The sequence below is a fragment of the Amycolatopsis samaneae genome (genome assembly GCF_039541975.1).
Taxonomy (GTDB): domain Bacteria; phylum Actinomycetota; class Actinomycetes; order Mycobacteriales; family Pseudonocardiaceae; genus Amycolatopsis; species Amycolatopsis samaneae.
The window spans coordinates 95291-107024 of sequence record NZ_BAABHG010000015.1 but is presented as its reverse complement, the minus strand read 5'-3'; the positions used below and the strand labels follow the sequence as shown (position 1 = coordinate 107024).

Sequence of the window (11734 nt, the reverse complement as noted above, 5' to 3'; positions counted from 1 at the left end):
GGCGTCGGGCGCCGGTAAGGTGGCCTTGACGGCACACGGCGGCTCGGGGTGTCACGCGGCGAGGGCGGCGGCGACTTCCTTGCGCAGCTGGGGAAGTTTCGCGTAGAGCCGGTCGCCGGGACAGTCGGTGTTGTAGAAGTCGCGGTGCCCCTTGATCTCCGCCACCGGGATGCCGTACTGCCGGCAGATGTAGGCGCAGAACACCACCAGCGATTTCCATTGCGCCGCGGGCGGTTCGACCGTCATGTAGGTGCCCTCGTTCTCGATCCCGATCGCGTTGTCGTTCTGCCCAGGGCAGTGCGCGGCGCGGATCATCCTGTTCCCGGCACGCAGCGCGTCGAGGCTGCCGTGCCGCCCCTCCAGCCGGTACCCACCCCGGCTGACGGTGAAGTGCTGGCCGGTGTCGGACCAGTGGTTGTTGTCCATGTGGTCGTGCTGATCGTCCCTGGCCACCTGGAACGCGTGTGCCAGCGAGTAGTCGGTGCTGTTGGCGCTGTCGATGTGGTGGATGAGAATGCGGTTCGCGCGGTGGTTGAGGGTGACGAGCGGATCGGACGGCGGCCGCGCACCCCACTCCGCGCACCCGTAGACACGCGGCGGCGCCGGGGCGGCGTCCGCCATCCCGGGCAGCAACAGCCCCGCGGCACTCGCGACGGTGAACCCGGCGGCGCCACGGAGGAAGGAACGCCGGGGCAGGTCTCCACCGTTCGAAGCACGCTTTCCCGCTGAGAACGCAGCACCAGAGTCGAAGGTCATGCCGCCCAGGCTGCGCGCCCGGCGTACACCTTCCGTACAAACGCCGGGTCAGGCCAGGTCGATGCTCGCCACGAACGGCCTGCTCAGCTCGAGCCGCCCGCCCTCGCTCTTCGCGATCGGCTCGTAGTCCTCACCGGACAACGCGAACAACGTGGCCGCCGGAGGTTCCTCGACCGGGTCGACCAGCAGGTAGTACGGGATCCGCCCCTCGGCGTACAGCGCGCGTTTGAGCGTCCGGTCCTTGAGCTTCGTCGACCGGGACTCGATCTCGCACACCAGGAACACCTGGTCCTCGGTCAGGTAGACACCCTCGAAACCGGGGTCCCTGCTGATCACCAGATCCGGCACGACCAGCCGGTCACCCCGGTGGCCGAGGACGATGTTCACCCCGGGAAGCATTTCCAGCACCGAGGGAACGACCGGGTGGAGCTGGCGTTGCAGCGTCGAAAGCATCCGCTGGTGTCCGACTCGTGGCCAGGGGCTCACGAGCAGTGCCCCGTCGACCAGCTCGACACGCTGGCCCGTCGTCTGGTCCTCAGGCAGGGCGAGCACATCGTCAAGAGTCCAGCTGTTGTCCGTGCCGGCCATCTCGCGCCCCCTGTCAATGGAGACTGCCATGGTAGTTCACCTCCGCCCGTATTCGCCGTAACCGTCGTCGCCGGGTGTGACATTTCCGGTCCTCCCCCTCTGAAACAACCACACGGGGAGTATGCCGATGGGCACCGACAGTTTTGGACGCTCAGGCGGAGGCGGGTGCCTTCCGGACGCCTTCGGCCAGCTCGGCCGACAGCGCGCGCACACTGTCCGCGCCCGAGGACGCGGCCGTGACCAGCGCGGAGCCGACGATCACCGCGTCGGCGAACCCGGCCACCTGCGCGGCCTGCGCACCGGAGCGGACGCCGAGACCGACGCCGATCGGCAGCCCGGTGTGCGCGCGGGTGCGGCGGACGAGGTCCTCGGCGTGCACGCCGACCTGGTCACGGGCGCCGGTCACGCCCATCACCGCGGTGGCGTAGACGAAGCCGGACGACGCGCCGACGGTCTTCGCGATGCGCTCCTCCGAGGAGGACGGCGCGACCAGGAAGATCCGGTCGAGGCCGTGCGCGGCCGAGGCCGCCATCCACTCCCCCGCCTCGTCTGGGATGAGGTCCGGGGTGATCATGCCCAGCCCGCCCGCCGCCGCGAGGTCCCGTGCGAAGGCGTCGACACCGTAGCGGTGCACGGGGTTCCAGTACGTCATCACGACGGCCTTGCCGCCGCGCGCGGACACCGCCTCGACGACCTCGAAGAGGTGCTTGAGCCGGAAACCGCCGGACAGCGCCGTCTCCGCGGCGGCCTGGATGGTCGGGCCGTCCATCACCGGGTCCGTGTACGGGACGCCGACCTCGACCAGGTCCGCGCCGCCTTCGACGGTGGCGGCGAGCAGATCCTTCGAGCCCTCGACCGTCGGGAACCCGGCGGGCAGGTAGCCGACCAGCGCCGCGCGACCCTCGGCGCGTGTCCGCGCGAAAACGTCGTCCAGCCCGCTCACTCGTTCACCAGTCCGAAGTACTTGGCCGCGGTGTCCATGTCCTTGTCCCCGCGACCGGAGAGGTTGACCACGATCAGGCCGTCCGGGCCCAGTTCCCTGCCCAGCTCGATCGCGCCGGCCAGTGCGTGCGCCGACTCGATCGCCGGGATGATCCCCTCGGTCCGCGACAGCAGCCGGAACGCGTCCATCGCCTCCGCGTCGGTGACCGGCCGGTACTCGGCGCGGGCACTGTCCTTGAGCCACGCGTGCTCGGGACCGACGCCCGGGTAGTCCAGGCCCGCCGAGATCGAGTGCGATTCGATGGTCTGGCCGTCCTCGTCCTGCAGCAGGTACGACATCGCGCCGTGCAGGTTGCCGGGGCTGCCCTTGGTCAGGGTGGCGCCGTGCCGCCCGGTCTCGACGCCCTCGCCGCCGGGCTCCAGCCCGACCAGCCGGACCCCGGGGTCGTCGTAGAACCCCGAGAAGATCCCGATGGCGTTGGACCCGCCGCCGACGCACGCGGCGACGACGTCCGGCAGCCGCCCGGCCAGCGCCAGGATCTGCTCGCGGGCCTCCTGGCCGATGACGTGATGGAAGTTCCGGACCATGGTCGGGAACGGCGCGGGCCCGGCCGCGGTGCCGAACAGGTAGTGCGTCGTGTCGGCGTTGGTGACCCAGTCGCGCAGCGCCTCGTTGATCGCGTCCTTCAGCGTGCGCGAGCCCGTCTTGACCGCGACGACCTCGGCGCCGAGCAGCTTCATCCGCGCCACGTTCAGCGCCTGCCGCTCGGTGTCGACCTCGCCCATGTAGACCACGCAGTCCAGGTCGAGCAGCGCGCAGGCGGTGGCGGTGGCCACCCCGTGCTGCCCGGCCCCGGTCTCGGCGATGACCCGCTTCTTGCCCATCCGCTTGGTGAGCAGCGCCTGGCCGAGGACGTTGTTGATCTTGTGCGAGCCGGTGTGGTTGAGGTCCTCGCGCTTGAGGAAGATCCGCGCGCCCCCGGCGTGCTCGCCGAAGCGCTTCGCCTCGGTGAGCAGCGAGGGGCGGCCCGCGTAGTCCTTGAGCAGGCGCTTGAGCTCCGCCACGAACTCCGGGTCGTGCCGGGCCTTGTCGTACTCGGCGGCCACTTCGTCGACGACGCCGATCAGCGCCTCCGGCATGAAGCGGCCGCCGTAGGGCCCGTAGTACCCGCGCTCGTCCGGATCGTGCTCCCCGCGCTGCTCGTCGGTCACCGCGACGGCCTCGGGCAGGCGGGGTGCGATCCGGCGGTGACCAGCTTGACCAGCGAGCCCTTCGGGTCGCCGGAGGCGACCAGGCCCTCGCCGACCAGGACCGCGTCCGCACCGTGCCCGGCGTAGGACATCAGGTCACCGGGACCGCGGACGCCGGACTCGGCGACCTTGTAGACGTCCATCGGCAGGCCGGGTGCGAGCCGGGAGAACACGTCCCGGTCCACCTCGAGGGTGTGCAGGTTGCGCGCGTTGACGCCGATGACCTTGGCACCCGCCTCCAGCGCGCGGTCGGCCTCCTCGGCGTTGTGGATCTCCACCAGCGCGGTCATCCCGAGGGATTCGACGCGGTCGAGCAGCGCCTCCAGCGCGTTCTGCTCCAGCGCGGCCACGATCAGCAGCACCATGTCGGCGCCGTGCAGCCTGGCCTCGTGCACCTGGTACGGGCTGACGATGAAGTCCTTGCGCAGCACGGGAACGTCGACCGCGGCTCGCACCGCGTCGAGATCGGCGAGCGAGCCGCCGAACCGCCGCTGCTCGGTCAGCACGCTGATCACCCGCGCGCCGCCGTCCTCGTAGTCCTTCGCCAGCGACGCGGGGTCGGGGATGTCCGCGAGCGCACCCTTGGAGGGGCTGCGCCGCTTCACCTCGGCGATCACGCCGATACCGGACTCGCGCAGCGCGGACAGCGCGTCCCGCGGCGCCGCCGCCTTGGCCGCGCGGGCCTTCAGCTCGTCGAACGGCAGCGCGGCCTCGCGCTGGGCGAGGTCCTCCCGCACTCCGGCGACAATGTCTTCGAGCACGCTCACTGGCCGCCCCCGGCCACTACCGCACCCACCGGTGTATTCGCAAGGTCGCTCACAAAAACCTTCCCCTTCCCGCCGAAAAGATGCTAACCCCCGCACCTGTCCCGACTTATCCCGGGTACGCGCGTTGCTCCGAATGCCGCACCATGAAGATCACCGGTTCGCGGTGGGGTCCTCACCTTCCGAAAGCGCCTCCCACAACTCGGTGTCCGGATCCCGCGCCTTCCGTTTGGCGCCGGGTGCCGAGTACCGGGCGCCCAGCCGGACAGCGCTTCCCGCACCCTTGATGGCTGCCAACCCGCCGACCGCCACGAGAATTCCGCCGAGCGCGGCCAGTCCCCTGCCGATCAGCATCTGGGACACCGGGAGCCCGTCGGCGAACCCGCCGAACCGGACGCCGTCGACCGCGGCCCACACCCCGGCAGCCCCGGCCAGCACCAGCAGCACCCCGAGCGCGCGCCGGGCCCAGCCGCCGGTGGCCACCACGCCGGCGACCCCGGCCAGCGCGAGGATCGCCAGCGGCACCAGCGACACCGCCCGCTGCTCCCCGGTCTCGGTGTGCAGGATCGTCCCGCGCACACCGCCGTCGCGGAACTCGGCGAACCACACCAGCCGGGACGCGCCCCACAGCGCGGCCGCGCCCAGCAGGAGCGCCACCACGATCATCCACAGTGGACGCCGTGCGGGAGCGGGGGGTGGGACCGACTCGGGGGGTGGGCCCGAAGGGCAGGGGGGCGGGGATGACTCAGACACGGGCGGAGTCCCCGGCCGGGTCCAGCTCGCCCGCGGGCACCATCGTCTGCGCGGCGGCGACGGCCGAGAGCACGGTGCGGGCCTTGTTGAGTGATTCGGTGTCCTCGTAGTCGGGCACCGAGTCGGCGACCACCCCGCCCCCGGCCTGCACGTACGCGACACCGTCGCGCATCAGCGCGGTGCGGATGGCGATCGCGGTGTCCGCGTCGCCCGCGAAGTCGAGATAGCCGACGACACCGCCGTACAGCGCGCGTCGCGTCGGCTCCAGCTCTTCGATCAGCTCCATCGCCCGCACCTTGGGCGCCCCGGACAGCGTCCCCGCCGGGAAGCACGCGGTGACGGCGTCGAAGGCGGTCCTGCCCTCGGCCAGCTCACCGGTGACCGTGGACACGATGTGCATGACGTGGCTGTAGCGCTCGATCTGGAAGAAGTCGACCACCCGCACGGTCCCGGGCTTGCAGACCTTGCCGAGATCGTTGCGGCCGAGGTCGACGAGCATCAGGTGCTCGGCACGCTCCTTGTCGTCGGCGAGCAGGTCCTTGGCCAGCTGCGCGTCCTCCTCCGGGTCCGCGCCGCGCCAGCGCGTGCCGGCGATCGGGTGCGTGGTCGCGCGGCCGTCGCGCACGGTGACCAGCGACTCCGGGCTGGACCCGACGATGTCGAAGCCCTCCAGGCGCAGCAGGTACATGTACGGGCTGGGGTTGGAGGTCCGCAGCACCCGGTAGACGTCGAGCGCGTCGGCGCCGGTCTCGATCTCGAACCGTTGCGAGGGCACGATCTGGAACGCTTCGCCCGCCTTGATCGCCTCGACCGCCTTGTCCACCGCGGCGTGGAAGTCCTCCTTGGCGCGGCGGCGGACGAACTCCGGCGCGGGCCGGTCGAAGGTGGCCACGGTCGGCGGCGCGGGCACGCGCAGCTGTTCGGTCATCGCCGACAGCCGCGCCAGCGCGTCGTCGTAGGCGGCGTCGACGCGCTCGGGCGAGTTGTCCCAGTTGACCGCGTTCGCGATCAGCGTGACCGTGCCCTCGTGGTGGTCGAACGCGGCGAGGTCGGTGGCCAGCAGCATGGTCAGCTCGGGAATGTCGATGTCCCGCTCGGCCAGCTCGGGCAGCTTCTCCAGCCAGCGCACGGCGTCGTAGCCGATGTAGCCGACCATGCCGCCGGTCAGCGGGGGCAGGCCGGGCAGCGGCTCGGTGTGCAGGGCCTCGATGGTCTCGCGCAGCACGGTCAGCGGGTCACCCTCGCTGGGCAGCCCCACCGGCGGGCTCCCGGTCCAGACGGCCTCGCCGTCACGCACGGTCAGCGCGGCCGGGCTGCGGACGCCGATGAAGGACCAGCGGGTCCAGGACGCCCCGTTCTCCGCGGACTCGAACAGGAACGTGCCCGGCCGGTCGGCGGCGAGCTTGCGGTACACCCCGAGCGGGGTCTCGCCGTCGGCGAGCACCCGGCGGACCACGGGAACGACCCGGCGGTCTTCGGCGAGGTCCCGGAACTGTGTGCGGCTGAGGCTGACCGAGCCGAGCCCGGCTTGTGCGGCGACCATACGGTTCATTGTGCTGCACCACGCCGGAGCGCCTGCGCCGGGGAGTAATTCAGCGAACGTTGAATTATCGGTCCGGCGTCGTCATGATGGAGGAGTGAGCACGGACAACACGGAGACTACCGGGCGGCGGCGCGGCAGGCGGCCCGCCGGCCAGGACACCCGCACCGCGCTGGTCGAGGCCGCGCGCGCGGTGTTCGCCGAGAACGGCTACGAAGGCTCGACCGTGCGCGCCATCGCCGCCCGCGCCGGGGTCGACGCGGCCATGGTCAACCACTGGTTCGGCAGCAAGGAGGGCCTGTTCGCGGACGCGGTGCTGAAACTGCCCTTCTCGCCCCTCGAACTGCTCGAAGAACTGCGGCAGGGCCCGGACGAGGAACTGGGCCAGCGGATCGTCCGTGCCTTTCTCACCCGCTGGGACGGCGCCGGCGGCGACACCTTCCAGGCGCTGATCCGCAGCGTCACCGGGCACGAGCAGGCGGGCACCGTCCTGCGCGACTTCTTCCAGAAGTTCTTCACGAAGCTGATCGCCGCGCTCGGCTCCGACCAGGTCGACCTGCGCACCACCCTCGCCGCGTCCCAGATCATCGGGATGGGGATGATCCGCTACGTGGCCAAGTTCGAGCCGCTCGCCTCGACGGAGATCGAGACGATGGTCGTCGCGGTCGCCCCGAACGTGCAGCGCTATCTCACCGGCGAACTCGGCCTCTGACCCGCTCCGCCCGTGCATCCGGAAATCCGCCCGGGTCCGGTTCGGCGCGGTCTTGCGCCCCAATGAGGTTTTCTCACTGGGAGTGGTGAGTTCCGGCGCCCGAGGTGTGCTGAAGGACGCCTTGGGGAACTCTGGTTTGCTGCCGTACGTTTACATGCATGAGCAGCATGAAGTGGATGAAGCGTCAGGAGTGTTCGCGTGGGGACCCGGAGCGGCCTCTCGTGTTGGACTCCTATGGCCGGTTGTCGAGGATGCCCGATACCGGTGATTTGGAGAAGGTCGAGACACAGTGGGCTGATAACCGGAAGGTGATCGAACGGGTCGGTGCGTGTCTGGGTAAGGAACTCAAGGACGGACTGTCGGCGTGGAAGCGTGGCGTTCGTCGCCCTGGCTGGGAAACGCTGTTAGAGCGGGTTGAGTCGGGTGTGTCGGATGGGATTGTGGTCTGGCACACCGACCGGTTGTTTCGGCAGCCGCGTGATCTGGAGACGTTGATTGAGCTTGCGAATCGCGGGTTCACGGTCTACAGCGCGCATGGTTCGCGGGATCTGGCGGACCCGGATGATCGGTTTATTTTGCGGATCGAGGTTGCGCACGCGGCACGGTCCAGTGATGACACGTCACGGCGGATCAAGAAGCGGTTCGAGACGTTCCGCGCGCAGGGTCGTGGGCATGTTGGTGGTCCGCGTCGGTTCGGGTTTCCCGGCAGGGATCGGGCGTGGACGCCTGCGCCGGGTGAGAGCGAGTTCGACGAGAACGGCACCAGTCGGCGTCCGATGGTGTCGGCCGCGCAGGTGGCGCGGGAACGGCAAGCGATCCGGGACGCTGCTGAGGCGCTGTTGGCCGGGGTGAGTCAGTGCGCTGTGGTGGATGAGTGGAACAAGGCGGGACTGGTGACAACGGAAGGCTGACGAAACTCAGGCGGGTGTGGTGCAGGCACCAGAACATCCTCCCTGGTGACCGGCGGTCACCTCAGGTGAGGTGTCCGGACAACCGGGGGAAGCTCAGACTACCTCGTGTCTTACAGCTACACGACCCTGGTCGAGCCTCGTGGACACGCACTGTGGATCGACATCGACAAACCCACCAATGGCCTCAGCGTCGAGTTCAACCACACCAACACGGGCATCGAGCACATCACCCCGCTCGACTTCCTCACCAACCCCGGCACGCCGCTGATCCGCCGCAGCCAACCAGGAGCCGCCGCGCCGATCTCCATCAGTACCGATGGCTGGGTCCACCCCAAATCCGGCGTAGCCTTCACCTGGACTCTCACCAGCGAACTGACCAGTAGGTAAGGACGCTGGTCGAACTACCCGGCTGTTAAGCCCTTTTGGGCCTTCCGGTCGTAGGCCGTTCGGTCTACGCTCTCTGCGCTGGGGTGATAACCGCAGGTAGTTACGGTTAGAGGGGGTACCTCATGGGTGCGTGGCAGTCAGTCAGGCGGTTGGGCCTGGCCGGAGGCATGTTGATCTAGGGGCACGGGTCCTCGTGCTGCTCGTTATCACGCTCGGCCTCGCTGCTGCTTCGGCCTGGCGATGCCGGAAGCACATCTTGACGCACCGCCGCACGCGGCCCGCAGTGCTGGTTGTGGTGGTCGCTGTGCTTGGCTGCTATGCCAGCTTCAGCGGACCAGTCGCGTATGCTGCGGCGTGCGGAGAAGCGCCGAATCCACAGCGTCCGAGTGACGGCCTGGTCGGAGCGATCGATCCCGGCCCCAGCGGTGTTCGGGTTCCGCCGTCGGCCTACGACAGCTACGGCTACGCGGGCCTGGTTTGGCACACCTACGAGACCAATTGTGGGCCGTTGTCCGGCCTGACCAAGCCGACGAGCGGCTTTGACACTGCCTTCGGTAACCGCCTGTTCGACGGCGCTAAAGCACTGGTCGGAGCCACCAACGGGCTGCACTACGCAGTGATGAACAACGCCCTGCTCGCCCCGATCGACCACGCAATCGAAACCGGTGCACACCTCGTCTACGGCAACATCTACACCCAACTGCTCGCCCTGTGCGCGCTCCTGATCGTCGTCCTCATGTTCCACCAGATGTGGCGAGGCAACCTCGCCGCGGTCAGCCGACGCGGCCTCTACACCCTCGCGGCACTCTGGCTCGCCGCCTCCTCGTTCACGCTGCTGCGGTTCCTCGGCCCCTTCGACACCGCCGTGGTGCGTACCACCTCCGAGATCCAAGCCGGGTTCCTCGATGACACTGATAACACCAACACGCGGGACACGTTGCCGGAGGCTCTGCACGAGCAGATTGTTTATAAGAATTGGCTGCGTGGCGAGTTCGGTGACCCGAAGGCTCCACAAGTCGACATGAAAGATCCGCAAGCCGTCCCAAAAGATCAACAAGCCCGGCCGTATAGCCTGCGGCTGTTGGACGCGCAAGCCTTCACGCGAGATCAGCAATACTATCTGAAAAATCATCCAGACAAAGTTCAAGCCACTATTGATGCCAAAAAGGCTGACTACAAAGACATCGCGGGCAAACTTGGAGCTGCTACCGGCTACTTCACGGGTGAAAATAGCGGTCGCGCAGGAGCTGGCGCGTTAGCGCTGGTGCAAAGCATCCTGTATGCGCTGTTCCAACTACTCGTCAAACTAGTCGTGCTAATAGCCCAAGTTCTCATCCGCGTGCTCATCCTCACTGCACCCCTGCTCGGGCTAATAGCCCTATTTCATCCGGACGTCCTCCGTAAAATCGCCAAGCTCGGCGGCATTGTGCTTTTTCATCTCATCGTCATGTCCGTCCTCGCTGGCATCCACGCCCTACTCCTGCACGCTACCTTCGCTGCCGGGATGCCACTACCTGCACAAATGGCTATCGCAGCTATCGCCACCCTGCTCTTCCTTCGCGCCGCGCGACCGATCCGCAGACTCCGGCAAACCCTAGCCACGCCAGGGCACGTTCTAAACGGATACTCGCTTTCAAAAGTTGGCTTATTGAAGTATTTTCGTCGAAACGAGAAAAATGGTTCCCGATATGAACAATTCCTGAACAGTGCCCGCGAGACCGAGGAAGAGATTGACTCCTCAAGTTCCAGCCATGCACGCCCTGAGAGTGTGACATCTTCGCAACCGACCTTGCTGAACCGGCAAAGCAGCCTAGTTGCACACGGCCCTCTGTATCACTCAGATCGCGATCCGCTCCGCAAGCATGGTGCAGCTCGCGAGACACATCCTCATGAGTGGTCAGAAACTTTGAAACGAGCCGAAGAGCTAGGAGTTGAAGTAGAGCTGCGTTCTGGGCGGATGACATACGCGCCTGCGCCGACTCCAGGCTCGCCGGGGCAAATGATTATCGACCCGGATGCATCTATTGGGGCACTTCGGCACGAGTATCAACACCTCATCGATGACTTTGCTCAAGGTTGGGCCGGGATGCGTCAAATGCGTGATGTCGAGCACGCATTCAACATGGAACGTCGCGCTTATGAGCGTGAAATTGAATACGCCGAATCTATTGGTGACCACGAATCCGTCGCCGCGCTGCGAGAGATGATTGAAGAAGAACGCAAGAAATGGCTCGGGAGGTAGCGAAGATGGCTGGCTTGTTTGACCCAGACCCCGAATATGACGCGAAATCGATGCAAGAAATTATTGATATTGCGTTTAATGAGAGCACGTCGCCATCATATCGATTGGCTGCTGTGATCAATCTTGGTCGCCGCGGGCGGGAGAGTCCGAACCCAAACCTGGTTAGGGTTTTAGAAGAAATCGCCAGCAGCGGCGAGTTTCAGGAAGTTAGGTTTCTTCATGGACCGTCACTTTCTTATGTCGCAGTCGCGGGGCTTATTTACTGGGGCACGAATGAATCGATCAATGCCGCGCGTAGGGCAATCGGCACTCTTGATAAGGATGACGTCGCGGATCTGACTTGGTTTCTCAAGTCTGGCCATTTCACCCTCCCAGACAATGATTAGTGCCAAGGATGATTTTCAATACCACAACGTCGCCATGCTGTGGTTTATGTGCGCAAGCGCCTATCTGTCAAGGACGGTGTGGGCTACTGGCCAGTAGCCCACACCGTGGGCGCAGGGGCGCAAAGAGTTCGAGGTCACAAGTTGGTAACCAAATCGGACTTCCCCTTCGATGCGCTCAGCGCACTGAAAGCGTCCTTCAGCACAACCAACGCACTGAAAGCGTCTTTCAGCACCCGCTCACCCCCGCAAAAGGCCACCACCATCGCTCACCGTCCCCAAACGCCCCGCTCAGGACGCGGGCTTCAGCTGAGACGATGTCGCGAATGCGACATTCGCGACGCTGAACGTCGGCAATGCGACATTCGCGACACCAGCACCGCCCGCCGCTACCGAGAAAACCCCAATGTGGCGTTCGGTGCGTCCAACGCACCCAATGCGGCGTTCGGTGCGTTGGACGCACCCAACGCCACATTGGGGCGCTTGAGGCCGGGAGCGACGACGA

12 protein-coding genes are annotated in these 11734 nt (G+C 66.8%); 5 read left to right on the top strand and 7 right to left on the bottom strand.

Features of this window, described 5'->3' with window-relative positions; all coding sequences use genetic code 11:
* Positions 1-51: 51 nt before the first annotated feature.
* The 7 genes from ABD987_RS33860 to ABD987_RS33830 all read right to left on the bottom strand — a co-directional run bounded on the left by ABD987_RS33860 (position 52) and on the right by ABD987_RS33830 (position 6597).
* A complete protein-coding gene (locus ABD987_RS33860) occupies positions 52-756 on the bottom strand; it encodes a peptidoglycan recognition protein family protein (protein ID WP_345403613.1) in 705 nt (234 codons plus the stop codon).
* 48 nt (positions 757-804) lie between these two features.
* Entirely contained in the window at positions 805-1374 is a 570-nt protein-coding gene (locus ABD987_RS33855; RefSeq protein ID WP_345403610.1) for a Uma2 family endonuclease, read from the bottom strand.
* 121 nt (positions 1375-1495) lie between these two features.
* Positions 1496-2287, bottom strand: coding sequence for a tryptophan synthase subunit alpha (trpA, locus tag ABD987_RS33850; RefSeq protein ID WP_345403607.1), 792 nt, complete (start codon positions 2285-2287; stop codon positions 1496-1498).
* On the bottom strand, positions 2284-3498 hold the full coding sequence (trpB, locus tag ABD987_RS33845; protein WP_425551098.1) for a tryptophan synthase subunit beta: 1215 nt from the start codon (positions 3496-3498) through the stop codon (positions 2284-2286). The genes trpA and trpB overlap by 4 nt, the downstream gene beginning before the upstream one ends.
* Positions 3495-4304 (bottom strand): indole-3-glycerol phosphate synthase TrpC, encoded by an 810-nt coding sequence (trpC, locus tag ABD987_RS33840; protein WP_345403604.1) that lies wholly within the window; start codon positions 4302-4304, stop codon positions 3495-3497. Before trpC ends, trpB begins: the two co-directional genes overlap by 4 nt.
* Positions 4305-4454: 150 nt before the next feature.
* Entirely contained in the window at positions 4455-4967 is a 513-nt protein-coding gene (locus tag ABD987_RS33835) for a Trp biosynthesis-associated membrane protein (RefSeq protein ID WP_345403601.1), read from the bottom strand.
* A gap of 79 nt (positions 4968-5046) precedes the next feature.
* Complete coding sequence (locus ABD987_RS33830; RefSeq protein WP_345403598.1) at positions 5047-6597, bottom strand: anthranilate synthase component I; 1551 nt, start codon at positions 6595-6597, stop codon at positions 5047-5049.
* A gap of 94 nt (positions 6598-6691) precedes the next feature.
* Between ABD987_RS33830 and ABD987_RS33825 the strand changes: the two genes are divergently transcribed.
* The 5 genes from ABD987_RS33825 (at position 6692) to ABD987_RS33805 (ending at position 11232) form a co-directional block, all read left to right on the top strand.
* Positions 6692-7306: a TetR/AcrR family transcriptional regulator gene (locus ABD987_RS33825; RefSeq protein ID WP_345403595.1), complete on the top strand. Its 615-nt coding sequence runs from the start codon at positions 6692-6694 to the stop codon at positions 7304-7306.
* A 158-nt stretch (positions 7307-7464) separates the two neighbouring features.
* Complete coding sequence (locus ABD987_RS33820) at positions 7465-8217, top strand: recombinase family protein (protein WP_345403592.1); 753 nt, start codon at positions 7465-7467, stop codon at positions 8215-8217.
* A 105-nt stretch (positions 8218-8322) separates the two neighbouring features.
* Positions 8323-8604, top strand: coding sequence for a hypothetical protein (locus tag ABD987_RS33815; RefSeq protein ID WP_345403588.1), 282 nt, complete (start codon positions 8323-8325; stop codon positions 8602-8604).
* Positions 8605-8797: 193 nt separating this feature from the next.
* Positions 8798-10846: a magnesium transporter gene (locus ABD987_RS33810; protein WP_345403585.1), complete on the top strand. Its 2049-nt coding sequence runs from the start codon at positions 8798-8800 to the stop codon at positions 10844-10846.
* A gap of 5 nt (positions 10847-10851) precedes the next feature.
* Positions 10852-11232 (top strand): hypothetical protein, encoded by a 381-nt coding sequence (locus tag ABD987_RS33805; protein WP_345403583.1) that lies wholly within the window; start codon positions 10852-10854, stop codon positions 11230-11232.
* Positions 11233-11734 lie beyond the last annotated feature (502 nt).

Coding starts and splice junctions, on each gene's coding strand:
- ABD987_RS33820 (WP_345403592.1), top strand. CDS start 7,465: ATGAGCAGCATGAAGTGGATGAAGCGTCAGGAGTGTTCGCGTGGGGAC.
- ABD987_RS33855 (WP_345403610.1), bottom strand. CDS start 1,374: ATGGCAGTCTCCATTGACAGGGGGCGCGAGATGGCCGGCACGGACAAC.
- ABD987_RS33860 (WP_345403613.1), bottom strand. CDS start 756: ATGACCTTCGACTCTGGTGCTGCGTTCTCAGCGGGAAAGCGTGCTTCG.
- ABD987_RS33835 (WP_345403601.1), bottom strand. CDS start 4,967: ATGATCGTGGTGGCGCTCCTGCTGGGCGCGGCCGCGCTGTGGGGCGCG.
- ABD987_RS33805 (WP_345403583.1), top strand. CDS start 10,852: ATGGCTGGCTTGTTTGACCCAGACCCCGAATATGACGCGAAATCGATG.
- ABD987_RS33830 (WP_345403598.1), bottom strand. CDS start 6,597: ATGGTCGCCGCACAAGCCGGGCTCGGCTCGGTCAGCCTCAGCCGCACA.